This window comes from Caulobacter sp. GW821-FHT09B08, from assembly GCF_059418225.1.
On the sequence record NZ_JBWKPL010000007.1, the window covers coordinates 120,140 to 137,025 of the forward strand.

Genomic DNA, 16,886 nt, shown 5'->3' on the forward strand with positions numbered 1-16,886 from the left:
TCGAAGATGTCGCTGACCGTCCACCAGTTCCCCTGCCTCTCCGACAATTACGGCTTTCTCGTGCGCGACGACGCCACCGGGACGGTCGCCACGGTCGACACGCCCGACGCCGACGCCATACTGGCGGAACTGGACAAGCTGGGCTGGGGCCTGGACCTGATTCTCAACACCCACTGGCATCCCGACCACGCAGGCGGCAACGAGAAGGTCAAGGCCGCCACGGGCGCGACCATCGTCGGCCCGCAGGAGGTGACCCGCATCGCCCCGCTGGACCGCCCGGTCGGCCAGGGCGACACGGTGAAACTGGGCGACACCGCCCTGGCGGTGATCGACACCGGCGGCCACACCCTGGGCCACATCGCCTATCACGACGCGGCTGACCGCATCGCCTTCGTCGGCGACACCCTGTTCGCCCTGGGCTGCGGTCGCCTGTTCGAGGGCACGGCCGAACAGATGTGGGGGTCGCTGGCCAAGCTGACCGCCTTGCCCGACGACACCACCGTCTATTGCGCCCACGAATACACCGCCTCGAACGCCCGCTTCGCCCTGTCGGTCGACGACGATCCGGCGCTCAAGGAACGGGCGGACGCGGTCTTCGCCGCCCGCGAGCGCGGCGAGCCGACCGTGCCCACCACCATCGGCCTGGAGAAGGCGACCAATCCGTTCTTGCGCGCGCCCCTGCTGCGCACTCATCTGCCCCCGGCCGAAGCATTCGGCGAGATTCGCGCCGCCAAGGACGGGTTCAAGGGATGATCAAGGAAACACCGCCGCTTGGCCTTTCCGGCGATCTGGGCGGCCGCGAGATCATCCGCCTGCTGGACCTGCAGCCACACCCCGAGGGCGGCTGGTACAAGCGCACCTTCGAGGACGCCCCCACCGACGAGGGCCGCCCCGCCTCCACCGCCATCTATTACCTGCTGCAGGCCGAGGAGATGTCGGCCTGGCACCGGATCGACGCGGTCGAGATCTGGCACTTCTACGCCGGGGCGCCGCTGTCGATCACCCTGTCGCCGCCCGACGGCCAGGGCGCGACCGCCTACACCCTGGGTCCGGACCTGCGGGCCGGCTGCCGGCCGCAGGTGGTGGTGCCCGTGGGCTGGTGGCAGACCGCCGTCAGCCTGGGCGCCTGGACGCTGGTCGGCTGCACCGTGGCCCCGGGCTTCCACTTCGAAGGCTTCGAACTGGCCCCCGCCGACTGGCGCCCGCATTCGCAGGCCCCGCGCCGGACGTAAGGCTCACCTGCCGGCGCAGATCAGCGGGTACTGGCTGGTGTCGGCGATGGTGGTCATGCCGTAGTAGTCGACCAGCACCGACTCCGCCGTGCAGAACGCGCCCTCCACCCAGGCCTGGTCGTTGGAATAGGCCTCGCCGATGATGAAGAGGTTGGCCCCCGGCGCGCCGTCCACCAGGCCGGTGGGCTGGCGGATGCGCTGCATCACATCGCAGATGTCGTAGTGCGCCGCCCAGGCGTGGTAGCCGGCCCCGAACGGGTTGAACGAGAAGTCGTTATAGACCGCCGAGACCGGGTACGGGATCTTCCAGGCGTCGTCGGGGCTGCCGTAGTGCACCTTGGCCAGCTCCAGCAGCACCATGCGGATCATGGTGTCGTTGGCCCGGGCCGGGGCGTGGAGCACCTGGTAGTCCTCCTCCAGCGGTATGGTGCGGCGCTCGTCGACGTGCAGCTCCAGCTCCTGCCAGAACTGGACGTATTGCATGTCGTCGTACGAGGCGAGCACGCCGTAGACGGGGTTGGGATTACCGTCGCTGTTGTTGCCGAAATAGTAGACCTGGCGCAGCGGCAGGTCGGTGATGGTGGGGCCGAAGGTGTTGGGCAGGCCGTCGCTGGTCAGGTCCGGCGGATAGGTGGCCGTGGTCCACCACGGGGTGTCGAAGAACAGCATCACCCGCATCGACGGCTGGCGGATCACTCCGTCCATGTAGAGCTGCACGGGCCGCTGGTTCATGATGTCCAGCATGCCGGCCGGCAGGTCGGCGTAGCGCGTAGCCTCGGCCACCAGGTCCAGCGAAGCCGGCGGCATGGCCAGGAAGGCGTTGGGCGTGGTGAAGGTCTCCCCGCCCTTGAACGGATCGGCCGCCGTGGCCAGGCGGTAGCTGATCACCCCGTCGGCCAGCCAGATCGAGTGCAGCCGGGTGTTGGCCTGCAGCGAGAAGCCGACCCCGGCGTTCGCGGCCGCCGTCCGGGTCTGCTGGAACAGCTCGACGAAGACCTGGGAATAGCCGCCCTGCACGGTCTTGAACTGACCGCCCGGCGCGAACTCGCTGTTGTAGACGGCGGCGTTGGCGGCGTTCCAATTGATGACGTTGGAGGTGTAGCCCCCGGCGTCGGAGGCGTATTCGTAGCCCTCGTTGCCGGCCTGGTCGTAGAAGACGTTCCAGTAGCCGATGTTCCCGGCGATCGCGCCGGGCGGATAGACGAACGAGTTGAAGTCCGACGGCAGGGTCCCGTCGCCGTAGAACTGGCACTGGGCGGTCCGGGTCGAGGGCGCGGGCGTGCCGGTGATCAGGTTGGAGATGTTGGCGAACAGGGTCGAGGCCGGGGCGGCGTTGTTGCCCGGCGTGTTGTAGGGCGCGTGCTGGGTCGCCAGGTTCTTCTGGTAGATGTGCTCGCCGCGCAGATAGAGCAGCGGGTCGGTGGTGGTGTTGAACGGCACCACCTTGGGACCCAGGCCCAGGGCGTTGATCGTCAGGGTGACCAGCTGGTGGCCTTCCCACTGCAGGGTCTGGGGGTTCTGGGCCCACTCGATGAACCGCATGCCGCCGGCCTCGATATAGGACTGGGTCGGGTCGTCGTCGCAGAAGTGGGTGACGATGCGGCCGGCCGGCAGGCGGGTGCCCGAGCCGGGGCCGTCGAAGGCGTAGTCGCCCCATTCGACCAGTTGGATGCTGTCGCCCGCCACGGCCTTGCCGCCGGTGACCAGCCGCCAGGCCGTGTAGAGGCCCGCCGGCCCCGCGCCGAAGATGGTGTAGGTCGTGCCCATGACGCCGTCGCCCCCCAACGCGGCTCCGCGCCGCTTTACAACCATAGCGCGCGCTGACGATATTTTCGCGTCAATCCAGCGTGACCATAAAAAAGGCCCCGGATCGCTCCGAGGCCTTTTCGGGTTCGCGCGGGGCCTCGCCCCTACGGAGCGATCGAGGCCGGCTCGGCCGCCGGCTCGGGGTTGGTGTCGTCCGAGCCGTGCGACCACTTCTTCAGGACCGGCGACAGGGCCAGGAACAGCACGCCGATGCCGATCGAGATCAGGCCGATGATCTTGAACACCAGCAGCGACTGGGCCATGGCGGCGGCGGGGTCCAGGACCTGGCCGCCGATGGTCTCGGTCGAGGCGATGCCGGCGATCCAGCCGCCGAACAGGTTGGCCATGGCCAGCGCCATGTACCAGACCGCCATCACGAACGAGACGATCGACAGCGGCGACAGCTTGGTCATCTGCGACAGCCCCACCGGCGACATGAACATCTCGCCCGAGGTGTGCAGCATGTACATGACCACCAGGAAGACCAGCGGCATGCGGAACGCGCCGTCGGCGAACTGGGCGCCGATCAGCAGGATCAGGAAGCCCGCGCCCACCTGGATCAGCGACAGGCCGAACTTGACCATCGGACCGGGGTTGCGGCCGCGATGGCCCAGGAAGGTCCAGAGGGCGGCGAACACCGGGGCGAAGATCAGGATCCAGCCGGCGTTGATGGACTGGGTCTGGGCGGCGTTGAACGCGGTGTTGACCCACAGCTTGCCCGTCGTGTCGATGTTGGCGGCGGCCAGTTGCTCGGGCGAGCCCAGCACCATGGAGCCCCACTGCACGGGGTGCGACAGCAGGGTCAGGTTGACGTTGGTGGCCGCGAACAGGTTCAGCGACGAGCCGGCCTGCTCGAACAGGGTCCAGAACACCACCGCGCCCAGAACCAGCACCGTGGCCAGCAGCAGACGCTCGCGTTCGACCTTCTCGCATTTGACGAAGGCGAACCACAGGATGAAGCCCAGCGAGCCGAACATGCCGGCGATCAGGGCGCCGCTGACCACCGGGGTGTACTGCACCAGGAAGAAGATCACGCCCACCACGACCAGCGACAGGGCGTAGATCACGGCCTCGCGGTTGAACGGACCCACGACGGCGGCCTTCAGCTCGGCCAGGTTCGGCGGCTCGCCCTTGCCCAGGAGCCAGGGCTTGCCCAGCACGAAGACGACGAAGCCGGCCAGCATGCCCACGCCCGCCAGGCCGAAGCCGACGTTCCAGCCGACATTGACGCCCAGCAGGCCGCAGAGGATGCCGGCCCAGAACGAGCCCAGGTTGATGCCGTAGTAGTAGAGGGTGAAGCCCGGGTCGCGGCGCGGATCGCCCTGCGGATAGAGCTGGCCCACCAGGGTGGCGACATTGGCCTTCATGAAGCCCACGCCGACGATGATCAGGGCCAGGGCCAGCCAGAAGATGTTGAGGTACAGCGGGTCGCGGTCCTTCACGTCCAGCTTGTACTCGCCCTTGGGCAGGACCGAGGGGATGGCCGAGCCGGCGGGCAGGTTCTTGATCTCGAAGTCGCCGGCCTTGTTGGCCGCCACCTCGTAGGGCTTGTCGGCGACGACCATCTTGGCGACCCGCTCCTCGCCGCGGCCCTTGACCTGGAACTCGTAGGTCTGGCCGGCATAGGTCAGGGTCTGGGTGGCGGGACGGCCCTCGACCGCCATGGTCAGGTGACCGGCCACCAGCAGGATGGCGCCGAAGGCGACGGCCTTGCGGGTGCCCAGATAGCGGTCGGCCAGGAAGCCGCCCAGCAGGGGCACGATATAGACCAGCGAAGTGTAGGAGCCGTAGTGGCCGCCGGCGGTCTTCGAATCAAAGAGGAAGTGCTGGGTGAGGTAGAAGATCAGCAGCCCGCGCATGCCGTAGTAGGAGAACCGCTCCCACATCTCGGCCAGGAAACAGATGATCAGGCCGCGCGGATGGCCCCGCAGCAGCTGGATAAGCACGGGAACGCCGGTCACGAGCGTGACCAGAATGCCGGCGGCGACAACGATATTCATTCACGAACCTTGAAACGTACAAAGCGGTCTGGGCGAACAGCAGGTGGTTTCGCCCTCCCCTCCCCAATTGGCGGGGAGAAGATCACGGTGCTTTGCGTTTCACAAGCAATGGCTTGCCGCTTCGGAGCCGGGTTTCGCTCCCGCGCGTTTGATTGGCGACAGCTCCAGTTTCCCGGGAGAATTGGCCATGAACACCCCCGTTTCCGACCATCCGATCACCCTTTCGCGCGAAGACGGTCGCGTGGAGGTGCTTTTCGAGGGTCACGAGATCGCCGACAGCGCCGACGTCGTGATTCTCCAGGAGGCCGACTACGCCCCCGTGCGCTATTTTCCGCGCTCCGACGTGGCCATGGCCTTCCTGCAGAAGACCGACAAGGTGACCCACTGCCCGCACAAGGGGCAGGCCAGCTATTACACGATCCATCGCGACGCCAAGATCATCGAGAACGCGGTCTGGTCGTACGAAAACCCGCTGCCCGGCGTCAGCCAGATCGCCGGACGCCTGGCCTTCTATCCCGAGCATGTCGAGTTCAAGCGCGCCGGCCTGACGCCCGCCGAGACCCGGGCCGTCGACGTCAACGAGGTGGTCAAGCACACCGACAGCGGCTCGGGCGCCAGCCAGGCCGAGCACTGGCAAGCCAATGTCTCCATGCCCGACGACCAGGCCTGGGAAGGCGACGACATCCGCGAGGACGGCCCGCCGCCCGCCGCCAAGCCCTACGAGGGAACCGGCTCCATATAGCCACGTTCCCCTCATCCCACAGTAAAGCGTTCGTTAACCTTTTGGGCGCTGCATGAACAGCAGCGCTAGAGCGCATCAGCCCCCGCTCACAGAGGGGCATGGGAGAGAACGTCGTGGCTTACATCGGTTACAATGCCGGCGTGCGCGTGGCCCCCAATCCGGCCAAGCCGCGCCTCGCGCGGGCCAAGCTGGCCTGGGCCCGGCTGGCGGCGGTGGCCCTCAGCGCCCTGGCCTGGATCGGCCTCGCCGCCGCCGCCCGGGCCATCCTCTAGGCCCCCTCGGCCTTCTAGTAGGCGAAGTCCTCGAACACGCGGGCGATGTCGCCCTTCCACGCGCCTTCGTACAACGACAGCAGACGCTCGGCCGGGGTGATCCCGCTGTGGGCGATCTCTTCCAGTTCGCCCAGATAGATCGTCTCGTCCAGGAAGCCGCCGTTCAGGTGGGCGCGGTTCTTCAGACCCTGGCGGGCGATGGCGACGAAGTCCTTGGCCACGTCCTGGGCGGTGCGGCCGGCCACCTTGGCCTTCAGGCCCAGGCGCGGCACGTCGCGGCGCAGGCCGGCGCGATCCTCGGCCGTCCAGTCCTTGCAGAGGTCCCAGGCGGCCGCGAGCGCGGCGTCGTCGTAGAACACGCCGGTCCACAGCGCCGGCAGGGCGCAGAGGCGGCTCCACGGCCCGGCGTCGGCGCCGCGCATTTCCAGATACGTCTTCAGCCGCACCTCGGGGAACAGGGTGGTGGTGTGGTCGGCCCAGTCCTTGATCGAGGCGCGCTCGCCCGGCAGTTCGTCGATCTTGCCGTCGATGAAGTCGCGGAAGCTGCGGCCGGCCAGGTCGATATACTTGTCGCCGCGCTTGGCGAAATACATCGGCACGTCCAGGGCGTAGCGGGCGTAGCGCTCGAAGTCGAAGCCGTCCTCGAACACGAAGTCCAGCAGGCCCGTGCGGTCGGCGTCGGTGTCGGTCCAGACGTTGGCGCGGGCCGACAAGAAGCCGTTGGGCTTGCCTTCCGTGAACGGCGAATTGGCGAACAGGGCCGTGGCGATCGGCTGCAGGGCCAGGCTCATGCGGAACTTGGCGACCATGTCGGCTTCGCTGGAGAAGTCGAGATTGGCCTGCACCGTGCAGGTGCGCAGCATCATGTCCAGGCCCAGGCCGCCGACCTTGGGCATGTAGTTGCGCATGATCACGTAGCGCCCCTTGGGCATCACCGGCACGTCCTCGCGCTTCCACAGCGGCGAGAAGCCCAGACCCAGAAAGCCCAGGCCCAGCTCGTCGGCGACGGTCTTGACCTCGTCCAGGTGCTTGCCCGTCTCCTCGCAGATGTCGTGCATGGTCAGGAGCGGCGCGCCGGACAGCTCGAACTGGCCGCCGGGCTCCAGGCTGACATTGGCGCCGTCGCGCTCCAGCCCGATGATCGTGGGGCCTTCCATGACCGGCTTCCAGCCGAAGCGCTGCAGGCCGGTCAGCAGGGCGTGCACGCCCTTGTCGCCGTCATAGGGAACCGGGGCGTGGTCCTTCAGGTAGAAGCCGAACTTCTCGTGCTCGGCGCCGACGCGGAACGCTTCCTTGGGCTTGGAGCCCTTGGCGAAATAGGCGGTCAGATCGTCGAGCGTCAGCGGACGCTCCTGGCTCGCGGCTTCGGCCATCGGCCATCCCTCCCAAAACACGCATCAAGAAGGGAGGGGCATACCCTCCGACCCGCCCGCGAACTGTCGTGCTGCGCAGTTGGGCGTTTTCTTAGCGAACCTCAAGGGGGCGCGCACCGGGTTTTGCAACAGAGGGGGTTTCGTTCGGCGCCGGGACGCCCCCTCCGTCCGCTTCGCGGCCACCTCCCCCGTTGCACGGGGGAGGAGAGGATGGCGCGGCTTTCCTCCTCACCCGCGAAGCGGGGGGGGTGGCGCGATGCAAAGCATCGTGACGGAGGGGGCGTCCGGCCCTAACGCCAATCCCCCGCCGCCGCCTGCCACAGGGTCATGGCCGAGATCGCCGCCGTATCCGCGCGCAGGATGCGAGGACCCAGCGACACCGGGACGACGAACGGCAGCGACCGAAGGCGCTCGCGTTCTTCCGGCGCGAAACCGCCTTCGGGGCCGATCAGGATGGCCGCCGGAGCCGGGGCGTCCTTGGCCGCCTCGACCAGCGGGCGGGCATCGCCGCCCTCGTCGCAGAAGATCAGCTTCCGCTCGGCGTCCCAGCCGTCGAGGATCTTGTCCAGCTTCTGCGGGTCCTCGATGGCCGGCACGTCCAGGCGGCCGGTCTGCTCGGCGGCCTCGATGGCGATGGCGTCCAGGCGCCCCAGCTTCAGGAAGTCGACATTGGTCCGCCGCGTCTGGGTCAGGCGCACGCGACGCGCGCCCAGTTCGGCGGCCTTTTCGACCATGGTCTCGACCCGGCCGCGCTTGACCATGGCGATCACCAGGTCGAGGTCGGGGCCGTGCTCCTGGGGCCGGGTCTGCTCTTCAGCCTTCAGCAGGCAGCCGCGCTTGCCCGCCTCGGTGAGGCTGCAGCGCCACTCGCCGTCCTGGCCGTTGAACACCAGGATCTCGTCGCCGACCGACAGGCGCATCACGGCCGTCAGGTATCGCGACTGGTCGACGGAGGGGGCGACGCCGGCGCCGGCCGAGAGGGGATGGGGAACGAAAAGGCGGATCATGGCGTCCTTCTAGCGCAACTGCGCGATCCGGGGGTAGGCTCGACCGATGAGCAAGCTCGAAGACTACGAAGCCGAACTGGCCGATCTGCAGCAGGCGATGATCGGCCTGCAGAGACTGGCCATCAAGGAAGGCTGGAAGACCGTCACCCTCTTCGAAGGACGCGACGCGGCCGGCAAGGACGGGGCCATCGCCCGCCTGACCGAGCACGCCCACCGCCGCGCTACCCGGGTGATGTCCCTGCCCGCCCCCAGCGACCGCGAACGCAGCGAGTGGTACTTCCAGCGCTATGTCCGCCACCTGCCCGCCGCCGGCGAGGCCGTGGTCTTCAACCGCTCCTGGTACAACCGGGCCGGGGTCGAGCGGGTGATGGGCTTTTCCACCGCCCACGAGCAGGAGCAGTTCCTGCGCGACGTGCCGGCCTTCGAGCTGATGCTGGTGGAGAACGGGGTCAAGATGACCAAGTTCTGGCTGGACATCGACCAGGAGACGCAGGCCGAACGCCTGAAGGCCCGCCGCGAGAACCCGCTGAAGGCCTTCAAGGTCAGCGACCTGGACGCCGTGGCCCAGGCCAAATGGGACGACTACAGCGCCGCCCGCGACGAGATGCTGATGCGCACCCACTCCACGCCCGCCCCGTGGATCTGCGTGCGGGCCAACCACAAGAAGGCCGCGCGGATCAACATCCTGCGCTGGCTGCTGCACGTCTCGGCGCCGAAGAAGCTGCTGAAGGGGATCGAGAAGCCGGACCCGGAGGTGATCTTCCGGTTCGAGCCGGCGGCGTTGAAGGATGGGCGGCTGGCGAAGTAGGGCTCGGCGCCACGGGACACTTGCCCCCACCTGGCGACTTCGTCGCCTGTCCGCCCCCATAGGGGGCGGAGCCTAGGTCAGCGCGGCGCGGCTCTTCCCCCTATGGGGGAAGACGACCGCGAAGCGGTCCGTAGGGGGCAAGTGCTGATCAATCCACGTCCCAAGCAAACGCCTTATCCAGCCAATTCCCCAACCGCCCGTCCGGCCGCGCCAAGGCGAAGATCCGCGCCATCTCGGCATCCGACAGCGCGAAGTCGAAGATGTCGAAATTCTCCGCCAGCCGCGCCGGGTTGCGGGTGCGCGGGATCGTCGCCACGCCCTGCTGGACCTGCCAGCGCAGGGTCACCTGGCCGGGCGTCTTGCCGTGGGCCTGGCCGATCTCGATCAGGGTCGGATCGTCGGCGATCTTGCCCTGGGCCAGGGGCGACCAGGCGGTGAGCGTCGAGCCCATGGCCCGGGCCTTGACGATCAGGGTCTTCTGCGACAGGTAGGGATGGTACTCGACCTGGTTGGTGGCGATGGGCGCGTCCGAGGCGCTCTGGGCCTTGGCCAGGACGGCCGACGGGAAGTTCGACACCCCGATGGCCCGGGTCAGCCCCCGGTCGCGCACGTCGTTGAGCGCGGCCATGGTCTCGGCCAGGGCCGGCTTGGGCTTGGGCCAGTGCAGCAGCAGCAGATCCACCTGCGGCACCTTCAACCGCTGGAGGCTGGCCTCGACCGACTTCTGCAGGTCGCCCTGGGCGAACTGGTCGATCCAGACCTTGGTGGTCAGGAAGATCTCGTTGCGCCGCACGCCGGTGGCCGCCAGGGCCGCCCCCACCTCGCGCTCGTTGCGATAGGCCTGGGCGGTGTCGATGTGGCGATAGCCGGCCTCCAGGGCCTTCTCGACCAGGGCCTGGACCTCGGCCCCCTCCAACTGCCAGGTGCCGAACCCGATCACCGGCATCTCCACGTCGCCCGCGCGGATATCGGGGATCGAGTGGGGCATGGCGGTCTTTCCTGAAGGGCGCGGGGGTCAGGCCGATATAGGCGCTGGCGTCGTCCGCGTCAGCCGCCGTTGCAGATGCTGCAGGCCGGTCAGGGCCAGGACGACGAGGTAGAAGCCGATCCCCATCACCACCATCGTCACCAGCACCGCCCCGTAGCCGCGCTTGGCCACGTCCAGGAACGGATAGGGATAGAAGCCGCTGAACGCCCCGTGGACCAGCGACCATGCGCCGTAGGCCAGCGGGAAGACCAGCGCCTTCCAGGCCGAGCCCCATCTGGCCGTCTCGCGCGGCGGAAACGCCAGGAAGTCGGCCAGGAACACCGCCGGCGTCACGGTGTGCAGCAGGGTGTCGGACACCCGCTGCATACCGGTCGGATTCCACAGCCCCGCCAGCAGCACGTGGTAGACGGCGGCCGTCACCGCGATATAGGCCCCGACCGCCACGCGGCTGCCCGCGCGCCCCGCCCAGCGACCCAGCCATCGGTCCGGCGCCAGGACCGGAGCGGCCAGGGCCATGCCGACCGCGATGTTGCTGAGCACGGTGAAGAAGCTGAAGAACTTGACCATCGCCCGGACCGCCTCGGGCGGCGGGCGATCGTGGACCATCAGCCAGAACTGGGTCGCCACCCCGGTCCAGACGATGGTCGAGGCCACGCCACGCCAGATCTTCATGCTCCCGCCCCTTCGCCGGCGTCGTGGGCCTTGAGCAGTTTCTTGGGGGCCTTGGCGCGCCACTGGCGCTCCAGCAGCCGCTCCACCGTGCCGGCCTCCACGCGCGACAGGCGGATCAGCACATAGGGGTAGTTCCTGTAGTGGTCGGTGACGAAGAAGGTCTCCGGCTCGGCCTCGATCAGCATCTCGCGCTCGTCGAACGGCACGCCCGGACAGACCAGGGTGTCGCCGTCGTCCCACACGCGCGTCAGGAACTTGCCGTGCGCCTTCAGGCAGGGATAACCGTAGGCCGTGCCGTCCGTCACGCCGGGCAGCTTGAACGCGAAGGCTCTGACGTCGTCATAGGTCATGGCCAAAGTCCTTGGCGCCATCCACAGCACGACTATAGGGGGAAGATGGACGCCGAGAACCCCCGCCCGCCTCTGCGCTCGATCCTGGCCTCGCCGGTCCTGGTGCTGGGCGCGACCAGCCTGATCGGCGAGTTCCTGCTGGCGCGGCTGAACGCCGACGGCCTGGAGCCGGTGGCCCTCAGCCGCCGCCCGCCCGGCGACGACGTCTGCTGGGTGGACGGCGACCTGACCGACCCGAACCTTTCGGACGAACTGCCCACCGTGGCCACGGTGTTCGCGTTGTCGCCGCTGTGGCTCTTGCCCCAGGCCCTGCCGGCCCTGAAGGCCAAGGGCATGGTGCGGCTGGTGGCCTTCTCCTCGACCAGCCGCTTCACCAAGCTGGACTCGCCCAATGCCGAGGAGCGCGCCGTGGCCGCCTCCCTGGCCCAGGCGGAGAGCGCGGTCGAGGCGTTCTGCGCCGCCAACGACGTGGCGTGGACGATCCTGCGCCCGACCCTGATCTATCTGGAGGGCCGCGACGGCAATGTCAGCCGCCTGGCCGGCCTGATCCGGCGGTTCAAGGTGCTGCCGCTGTCGGGCCGGGGCGAGGGCCTGCGCCAGCCGGTCCACGCCCACGACCTGGCCGACGGCGCCATCGCCGCGGCCACGGCGGCGGCCGCCCACGACCGGACCTACGACCTGGTGGGCGGCGAGACCCTGACCTACCGGACCATGGCCGAACGGATCTACGAGGGGCTGGGTCGTCGCCCGGCGATCGTGAGCTTGCCGCCGTGGCTGTTCCGCCTGCTGCTGACCCTGGCCAAGCCGTTCTATCCCGGCGCCACCGCGACCATGGGCGACCGCATGGCCCAGAACCTGACCTTCGACGACGCGGATGCGCGACGGGATTTCGGGTGGAAGCCGAGGGATTTCCGGCCGAGGTTCTGAATTTTGACCCTCTCCCAGAGGGAGAGGGAGGGGCCCGTCGCGCAGCGATGGGAGGGTGAGGGGTTACGAGGCCTGACGGCGTGCCGGCGCTCCGTCGGACACCGTAACCCCTCACCCCGACCCTCTCCCTATGGGAGAGGGAGAGGGTCCGCCCCCTCCCCCTCCGCGTCGCTCAGCACCATCGCGAACGGCACCTGCGCGCCGTCGCGTTCGACATAGCCGCTGACGATCTTGTGGTCGGGGTTGAGCACGCCCAGGTCGGCGTCCTGGTCGGGGAACATCACGACCCGGCGCTCGCCGATGCAGACCAGCAGTTCGTAGCCGTCATAGGCCCGCCGCGACATGGCCTTCAGGCGCGAATAGTAGGGCTCGCGCTTCCACGACACCGGCTTGCCCGGGTCGACCACCACGTTCAGCCGCTTGCCGTCGCGGTCGGGGTACATCAGGAAGCCGGCCTTGTCGGGGCGCCAGGCGTCGTCGAGCTTGTCGGAGGTCAGCCACAGGCAGTGGAAGCCCCGGCAGGCCGGCGGGCGGCCCTCGTAGTCGCCGCAGCCCGAGCCCTTGCGATAGACGCCGCACCATTCGCCGGCGGGCTTCTGGAGTTCGCTGATGTGCAGCACCTTGCAGCACATGCCGCACGAGCCGCACGATTTGGAAGGGGCGGCGGAAACGGGGTCGCTCATGCGGGGATCTCGCGCACCAGACCGTGATCGACATCGCGGTCGGGCAGGACGGTGAAGCCGCGCCGGCCCACCAGGACGTTGAGGGTCAGGCCCTGGGACGCGCCGCGCGCCGCCCAGGCCTTGAACGTGTCGTGGAACGGCGCCTTGCGCCAGGCCTCGGGCGAGGCCGGATCGACCTCGACCACCAGGGTGCGGCCCTCGTCCTCGCGATGCAGCACGAATCGCGCCCGGTCCGGTCGCCAGCGGTCGTCCAGATTGGGCGCGTGCAGCCAGTAGCAGGAGAAGTCGGCGCAGGCCTTGGGCCGGTCGACATAGATGGCGCAGCCCGCGCCCTTCTTGAAATGGCCGCACCAGACGTGGGGCGCCTTGTCGATGGCGGCCACGCCCATCAGCTTGCAGCACATCCCGCAATCGTCGCAGGTCCTGGCCTCGCCCACCGTCGTCCGCTCCCCAAATCGTCAGGAGACGGATTTATCGCGGTTTCGTGACGGTTTTTCGCGAGCCCCGCCCTCAGGTCTCGCTCCACACCGCCAGCTCGTTGCCCGAAGGATCGGTGAAGTGGAACCGCCGCCCGCCCGGGAAGGCGAAGATCGGCTTGGTGATCGTCCCGCCCGCCGCCGTCACCTTGGCCAGCATGGCCTCGATATCGTGGGCGTAGAGCACCACCAGCGGCTTATCGGCCGAGCCCTCCTGCGGGACCGCGAAGCCGCCGTCCGTCCCCTGGCCCTCGAAGGCGGCGTAGTCGGGGCCGTAGTCGGCGAAGGCCCAGCCGAAGGCGGCCGTGTAGAAGGCCTTGGTGGCCGGCAGGTCGCCGGCGGGCCATTCGATATAGTCGATCTTGCCGTCTTCGCGCATGGCCGCGCCTCCTTGATTGTTCTCTTTATGTTCTAGATCGCCGTCACGGCAGAGTCCAGACGCTGGTGCGCTTGACCGCCATGTCCTCCAGTTCGCGCGTGGTCGGCACCTGGTATTCGGCCAGTTTCACCAGCCCGTCCTTGGGGAAATAGGTGCGGCCCGGATCGCCGATCAGCACGGCCGCGCCCCGCGCCCGGCCCTTGGCCAGCCAGGCCATCACCGCTTCGGCCATCGGCCGCTCGTAGCAGATGTCGCCGGCCAGCAGCACATCGGCCTCCGGGGGCTCGCCCTCCAAGAGGTTGGCGCCGGTGAAGTCGATGGCGACCCCGTTGGCCTCGGCGTTGAGGGTCACGGCGGCCTCGCAGAAGACGTCGATGTCGTTGGCCAGCACGCGGGCGGCGCCGGCCTTCATCGCCGCCACGGCCACCAGGCCCGAGCCGGTGGCGAAATCGACCACGGTCTTGCCGGCGACCGTTTCGGGATGGTCCAGGATGTAGCGCGCCAGGGCCTGGCCGCCGGCCCAGGCGAAGGCCCAGAACGGCGGCGGCAGGCCGATCTCCTCGAGAGCCTCCTCGGTCAGCTTCCAGAGCGGGGTGACCTCGTCGGCCAGGTGCAGCACCAGTTCGGGCGCGTGCGGCGGCGCCTGGAGCACGGTGTTCTGGCGGATGAAGGCGCGGCGGCCTTCCAGCGTCTGGACGATCATGGCCGCCTTAGAGCATCGGGGCGGCCGCGAGGCGAGGCCCGTCTAGGCCGGAACGCGGCTGGACGCGGCCTTCAGCACGGAGATGTAGCCGGGCGCGCTCAGCATGCCTTCGGTCCGCCCCTTGGCCACCAGCAGGCGGTGGGCCCTGGGCAGGTTCCAGCACGGCATGTGCATGAACAGGTGATGCTCGGCGTGGAAGTTGACGTGGTAGGGCGCGATCAGCGCGCGCTCGATCCAGTTGGCCCGGGTGGTGCGGGCGTGGCGGAACGGGTCGGGCTCGTCCTTGGCCACCAGGGCGTGCTCGGCGATGTTGCGCAGGCGGGTGACCAGCGGAAACCAGGTCGCCATCGGCACGATCCACAGGGCCAGCCACGCCCACCACAGGCCAACGGCGCTGAGCGCGACCAGCAGGCCCAGGTTCCACAGCAGGAACGGCGCCTGGCGCGTGACCTCGCCGGTGAAGATCGCGCCCTTGGGCTGGTCGCCCTTCAGCTTGCCCAGCAGCGGACCGAACCGCTGCTTGAAGAAGGTCTGGCCGGTCAGGTCGCGCACGATCTTGCGACGCAGGGAGGCGCGGGTGGTCGGGAACGGAGCCGACAGCACCAGGTCCGGATCCTCGGCCTGCTGGGCGTATTTGTGGTGCGTCAGGTGATAGGGCCGATACTTGGCCAGGGAGGCGCCGGTGGGGGCGGCGCACAGCCACTCGCCGATCCAGTCGTTGACCTTGAGGTTCGGGTGCAGCCCGCCGTGGGCCGCCTCGTGCATCAGGATCGCCAGGCCCAGCTGGCGCGCCCCGATCAGCATCACCGCCAGGACGTAGGTCAGCGGATTGGGCCAGATCACGAACACCGCGCCGGCGCCGATGATCACCGCCCAGGCATGGGCGACCATGGCGATCCCCTTCCAGCGCGAGCGCGCCGACAGCGGGCCCCATTCCTCCGGCGTGAACAGCTCTTGCGGCTTGATACGTGACGCGACGGCCATGGAACCATCATGCCACATTCATCTTCCGCCTTACAGGATGACCCGACGTCACGCCCTTTCCGGAGACCCCATGCGCCTGATCCTGACCGCCCTGGCCCTGACCTTCGCCGTCCCTGTCGCGACTCAAGCGGCCAGCTTCGACTGCGCCAAGGCCCGCACCGCCGACGAGAAGGCGATCTGCGCCAACATGGCCCTGAACGACAAGGACGTGCGCATGTCGGTGCTCTACGACGTCAACAAGCGCACTATGGGCATGGGCAGCCGCGGCGCCCTGATGGACGACCAGCAGCAGTGGCTGCGCGACCGCAAGACCTGCGGCGCCAACCGCGCGTGCCTGAACCGCGCCTACGACCGCCGGCTGGATCAGCTGAACCGGTCGATGGACCGGATCTATCACGCGGGGCCGTTCTAGGGCGGCGAAGACCCCCTCCGGCCCTCTGGGCCACCTCCCCCAAAGGGGGAGGATCTAGGCCGAGCAATGCTCCCCCTCAGGGGGAGCTGTCGCGGAGCGACTGAGGGGGTTTACGGCGCTAGAACCCCGCCGGCTTCCACACGCCCGCCACCAGGGCCAGGAACACCACGAACCCGGCCTGGGTGTTGGACTTGAACAGCGCCAGCGCCCCGACCGGGTCGTCTAGCCGCAAGGCGGCGGCCTGGCGCGACAGGTGGACGGCGAAGAGGCCCGCCAGCGGCAGGAACAGCGGTCCCACGTCGCCCGCCCAGGCCGCCGCGATCAGCAGCACGAAACAGGCGACGTAGAAGGCCAGCACCCCCTTCTGGGCGTGGTCGCCCAGGCGGCGGGCCGAGGACTTCACTCCCGCCAGGGCGTCGTCCTCCAGGTCCTGGACGGCGTAGATCGTGTCGTAGCCCAGGGTCCAGAAGATGCCGCTGGCGTAGAGCAGCACGGCCGGCCAATCCAGGCTGTGGGTCGCGGCCGCGTAGCCCAGCAGCGCGCCCCAGTTGAAGGTCAGGCCCAGCCACGCCTGGGGCCACCAGGTGATCCGCTTCATGAACGGATAGGCGGCGACCAGCGCCAGCGAGGCCACGCCCAGACCGATGGCCAGCCAGCCCAGGCAGATCAGGATCAGGAAGCTGACCAGGCAGCAGCCGATCACGAAGGCCCAGGCCTGTTTGACGCTGATCAGGCCGGCGGGGATCGGGCGCATGGCCGTGCGGCTGACCTGGGCGTCGAAGTCGCGGTCGACGATATCGTTGAAGGCGCAGCCCGCCGCCCGCATCAGGGCCGCCCCCACGAAGAAGGCGATCAGCAGCAGCGGATTGGGCAACTGGCCCTTGCCCGAGGCGGCCAGGGCGATGCCCTGCCAGCCGGGCAGCATCAGCAGCCAGATCCCCGCCGGCCGGTCGAACCGGCCCAGCTTCAGCCAGGGCCGCAGGGCCGGCGGCGCATGGCGGTCGACCCAGTTCCCGGCGGCGGCGTCGGGCAGGATGGCGTTGTCGGGCGTGGTCATGGCCCTGGCTTAGCC

The 16,886-nt window shown here is 68.7% G+C and carries 20 protein-coding genes and 1 pseudogene; 7 read left to right on the forward strand and 14 right to left on the reverse strand.

The window, feature by feature from the left end:
* Positions 1 to 6: 6 nt before the first annotated feature.
* Both gloB and AC07OA_RS19295 read left to right on the forward strand, forming a co-directional pair.
* A complete protein-coding gene (gloB, locus tag AC07OA_RS19290) occupies positions 7 to 753 on the forward strand; it encodes a hydroxyacylglutathione hydrolase (RefSeq protein WP_494665438.1) in 747 nt (248 codons plus the stop codon).
* Positions 750 to 1,232 carry a cupin domain-containing protein gene (locus tag AC07OA_RS19295; RefSeq protein ID WP_494665439.1) on the forward strand — a complete coding sequence of 161 codons (483 nt, stop codon included), beginning with the start codon at positions 750 to 752 and terminating at the stop codon, positions 1,230 to 1,232. Before gloB ends, AC07OA_RS19295 begins: the two co-directional genes overlap by 4 nt.
* A gap of 3 nt (positions 1,233 to 1,235) precedes the next feature.
* Here AC07OA_RS19295 and AC07OA_RS19300 read toward each other — a convergent pair whose 3' ends face one another.
* Together AC07OA_RS19300 and AC07OA_RS19305 are read right to left on the reverse strand one after the other, a co-directional pair.
* Positions 1,236 to 2,999, reverse strand: a complete 1,764-nt coding sequence (locus tag AC07OA_RS19300; RefSeq protein WP_494665440.1) for a flavin monoamine oxidase family protein — start codon at positions 2,997 to 2,999, stop codon at positions 1,236 to 1,238.
* Positions 3,000 to 3,142: 143 nt separating this feature from the next.
* On the reverse strand, positions 3,143 to 5,038 hold the full coding sequence (locus AC07OA_RS19305) for a peptide MFS transporter (RefSeq protein WP_494665441.1): 1,896 nt from the start codon (positions 5,036 to 5,038) through the stop codon (positions 3,143 to 3,145).
* 187 nt (positions 5,039 to 5,225) lie between these two features.
* Here AC07OA_RS19305 and AC07OA_RS19310 point away from each other — a divergent pair, with 187 nt between their 5' ends.
* Together AC07OA_RS19310 and AC07OA_RS19315 are read left to right on the forward strand one after the other, a co-directional pair.
* On the forward strand, positions 5,226 to 5,780 hold the full coding sequence (locus AC07OA_RS19310; RefSeq protein ID WP_494665442.1) for a DUF427 domain-containing protein: 555 nt from the start codon (positions 5,226 to 5,228) through the stop codon (positions 5,778 to 5,780).
* Positions 5,781 to 5,893: 113 nt separating this feature from the next.
* Positions 5,894 to 6,052 (forward strand): hypothetical protein, encoded by a 159-nt coding sequence (locus tag AC07OA_RS19315; RefSeq protein WP_494665443.1) that lies wholly within the window; start codon positions 5,894 to 5,896, stop codon positions 6,050 to 6,052.
* 14 nt (positions 6,053 to 6,066) lie between these two features.
* Here the strand turns inward: AC07OA_RS19315 and AC07OA_RS19320 are convergent, their stop codons facing one another.
* Positions 6,067 to 7,425 carry a glutamate--cysteine ligase gene (locus tag AC07OA_RS19320; protein ID WP_494665444.1) on the reverse strand — a complete coding sequence of 453 codons (1,359 nt, stop codon included), beginning with the start codon at positions 7,423 to 7,425 and terminating at the stop codon, positions 6,067 to 6,069.
* 290 nt (positions 7,426 to 7,715) lie between these two features.
* Positions 7,716 to 8,432, reverse strand: a complete 717-nt coding sequence (locus AC07OA_RS19325; RefSeq protein WP_494665445.1) for a 16S rRNA (uracil(1498)-N(3))-methyltransferase — start codon at positions 8,430 to 8,432, stop codon at positions 7,716 to 7,718.
* 46 nt (positions 8,433 to 8,478) lie between these two features.
* On the opposite strand from AC07OA_RS19325, the gene ppk2 reads away from it, so the two are divergent.
* Positions 8,479 to 9,240 (forward strand): polyphosphate kinase 2, encoded by a 762-nt coding sequence (gene ppk2, locus AC07OA_RS19330; RefSeq protein WP_494665446.1) that lies wholly within the window; start codon positions 8,479 to 8,481, stop codon positions 9,238 to 9,240.
* A 148-nt stretch (positions 9,241 to 9,388) separates the two neighbouring features.
* Here the strand turns inward: ppk2 and AC07OA_RS19335 are convergent, their stop codons facing one another.
* From AC07OA_RS19335 to AC07OA_RS19345, 3 genes are read right to left on the reverse strand one after another with little or no spacing between them, the layout of a single operon-like run.
* Positions 9,389 to 10,228 (reverse strand): aldo/keto reductase, encoded by an 840-nt coding sequence (locus AC07OA_RS19335; protein WP_494665447.1) that lies wholly within the window; start codon positions 10,226 to 10,228, stop codon positions 9,389 to 9,391.
* A gap of 27 nt (positions 10,229 to 10,255) precedes the next feature.
* Positions 10,256 to 10,900 carry a Pr6Pr family membrane protein gene (locus AC07OA_RS19340; protein WP_494665448.1) on the reverse strand — a complete coding sequence of 215 codons (645 nt, stop codon included), beginning with the start codon at positions 10,898 to 10,900 and terminating at the stop codon, positions 10,256 to 10,258.
* Positions 10,897 to 11,250 (reverse strand): MmcQ/YjbR family DNA-binding protein, encoded by a 354-nt coding sequence (locus tag AC07OA_RS19345; RefSeq protein WP_494665449.1) that lies wholly within the window; start codon positions 11,248 to 11,250, stop codon positions 10,897 to 10,899. The genes AC07OA_RS19340 and AC07OA_RS19345 overlap by 4 nt, the downstream gene beginning before the upstream one ends.
* 45 nt (positions 11,251 to 11,295) lie before the next feature.
* Between AC07OA_RS19345 and AC07OA_RS19350 the strand changes: the two genes are divergently transcribed.
* Positions 11,296 to 12,177 carry an NAD-dependent epimerase/dehydratase family protein gene (locus AC07OA_RS19350; RefSeq protein WP_494665450.1) on the forward strand — a complete coding sequence of 294 codons (882 nt, stop codon included), beginning with the start codon at positions 11,296 to 11,298 and terminating at the stop codon, positions 12,175 to 12,177.
* Here AC07OA_RS19350 and AC07OA_RS19355 read toward each other — a convergent pair.
* The 6 genes and pseudogenes from AC07OA_RS19355 to AC07OA_RS19380 all read right to left on the reverse strand — a co-directional run.
* Positions 12,176 to 12,292 (reverse strand): annotated as a pseudogene (locus AC07OA_RS19355) (hypothetical protein); the annotation flags it as partial. The gene AC07OA_RS19350 and the pseudogene AC07OA_RS19355 overlap by 2 nt on opposite strands.
* 13 nt (positions 12,293 to 12,305) lie before the next feature.
* Complete coding sequence (locus tag AC07OA_RS19360; RefSeq protein WP_494665451.1) at positions 12,306 to 12,860, reverse strand: YkgJ family cysteine cluster protein; 555 nt, start codon at positions 12,858 to 12,860, stop codon at positions 12,306 to 12,308.
* A complete protein-coding gene (locus AC07OA_RS19365) occupies positions 12,857 to 13,297 on the reverse strand; it encodes a YkgJ family cysteine cluster protein (protein WP_494665452.1) in 441 nt (146 codons plus the stop codon). Before AC07OA_RS19365 ends, AC07OA_RS19360 begins: the two co-directional genes overlap by 4 nt.
* 73 nt (positions 13,298 to 13,370) lie before the next feature.
* Entirely contained in the window at positions 13,371 to 13,715 is a 345-nt protein-coding gene (locus AC07OA_RS19370) for a VOC family protein (protein ID WP_494665453.1), read from the reverse strand.
* A 43-nt stretch (positions 13,716 to 13,758) separates the two neighbouring features.
* Complete coding sequence (locus AC07OA_RS19375; protein WP_494665454.1) at positions 13,759 to 14,418, reverse strand: class I SAM-dependent methyltransferase; 660 nt, start codon at positions 14,416 to 14,418, stop codon at positions 13,759 to 13,761.
* Between the two features lie 42 nt (positions 14,419 to 14,460).
* Entirely contained in the window at positions 14,461 to 15,402 is a 942-nt protein-coding gene (locus tag AC07OA_RS19380) for a fatty acid desaturase family protein (protein WP_494665455.1), read from the reverse strand.
* A 70-nt stretch (positions 15,403 to 15,472) separates the two neighbouring features.
* On the opposite strand from AC07OA_RS19380, the gene AC07OA_RS19385 reads away from it, so the two are divergent.
* Positions 15,473 to 15,814 carry a lysozyme inhibitor LprI family protein gene (locus AC07OA_RS19385; protein WP_494665456.1) on the forward strand — a complete coding sequence of 114 codons (342 nt, stop codon included), beginning with the start codon at positions 15,473 to 15,475 and terminating at the stop codon, positions 15,812 to 15,814.
* A 118-nt stretch (positions 15,815 to 15,932) separates the two neighbouring features.
* Here the strand turns inward: AC07OA_RS19385 and ubiA are convergent, their stop codons facing one another.
* Complete coding sequence (gene ubiA / locus AC07OA_RS19390) at positions 15,933 to 16,871, reverse strand: 4-hydroxybenzoate octaprenyltransferase (protein ID WP_494665457.1); 939 nt, start codon at positions 16,869 to 16,871, stop codon at positions 15,933 to 15,935.
* Positions 16,872 to 16,886 lie beyond the last annotated feature (15 nt).

Bases quoted from the DNA above. Each gene is read 5' to 3' on its own strand.
- gloB (WP_494665438.1), top strand. From the start codon at position 7: ATGTCGCTGACCGTCCACCAGTTCCCCTGCCTCTCCGACAATTACGGC.
- AC07OA_RS19295 (WP_494665439.1), top strand. From the start codon at position 750: ATGATCAAGGAAACACCGCCGCTTGGCCTTTCCGGCGATCTGGGCGGC.
- AC07OA_RS19300 (WP_494665440.1), bottom strand. From the start codon at position 2,999: ATGGGCACGACCTACACCATCTTCGGCGCGGGGCCGGCGGGCCTCTAC.
- AC07OA_RS19305 (WP_494665441.1), bottom strand. From the start codon at position 5,038: ATGAATATCGTTGTCGCCGCCGGCATTCTGGTCACGCTCGTGACCGGC.
- AC07OA_RS19310 (WP_494665442.1), top strand. From the start codon at position 5,226: ATGAACACCCCCGTTTCCGACCATCCGATCACCCTTTCGCGCGAAGAC.
- AC07OA_RS19320 (WP_494665444.1), bottom strand. From the start codon at position 7,425: ATGGCCGAAGCCGCGAGCCAGGAGCGTCCGCTGACGCTCGACGATCTG.
- AC07OA_RS19325 (WP_494665445.1), bottom strand. From the start codon at position 8,432: ATGATCCGCCTTTTCGTTCCCCATCCCCTCTCGGCCGGCGCCGGCGTC.
- ppk2 (WP_494665446.1), top strand. From the start codon at position 8,479: ATGAGCAAGCTCGAAGACTACGAAGCCGAACTGGCCGATCTGCAGCAG.
- AC07OA_RS19335 (WP_494665447.1), bottom strand. From the start codon at position 10,228: ATGCCCCACTCGATCCCCGATATCCGCGCGGGCGACGTGGAGATGCCG.
- AC07OA_RS19340 (WP_494665448.1), bottom strand. From the start codon at position 10,900: ATGAAGATCTGGCGTGGCGTGGCCTCGACCATCGTCTGGACCGGGGTG.
- AC07OA_RS19345 (WP_494665449.1), bottom strand. From the start codon at position 11,250: ATGACCTATGACGACGTCAGAGCCTTCGCGTTCAAGCTGCCCGGCGTG.
- AC07OA_RS19350 (WP_494665450.1), top strand. From the start codon at position 11,296: ATGGACGCCGAGAACCCCCGCCCGCCTCTGCGCTCGATCCTGGCCTCG.
- AC07OA_RS19360 (WP_494665451.1), bottom strand. From the start codon at position 12,860: ATGAGCGACCCCGTTTCCGCCGCCCCTTCCAAATCGTGCGGCTCGTGC.
- AC07OA_RS19370 (WP_494665453.1), bottom strand. From the start codon at position 13,715: ATGCGCGAAGACGGCAAGATCGACTATATCGAATGGCCCGCCGGCGAC.
- AC07OA_RS19375 (WP_494665454.1), bottom strand. From the start codon at position 14,418: ATGATCGTCCAGACGCTGGAAGGCCGCCGCGCCTTCATCCGCCAGAAC.
- AC07OA_RS19380 (WP_494665455.1), bottom strand. From the start codon at position 15,402: ATGGCCGTCGCGTCACGTATCAAGCCGCAAGAGCTGTTCACGCCGGAG.
- AC07OA_RS19385 (WP_494665456.1), top strand. From the start codon at position 15,473: ATGCGCCTGATCCTGACCGCCCTGGCCCTGACCTTCGCCGTCCCTGTC.
- ubiA (WP_494665457.1), bottom strand. From the start codon at position 16,871: ATGACCACGCCCGACAACGCCATCCTGCCCGACGCCGCCGCCGGGAAC.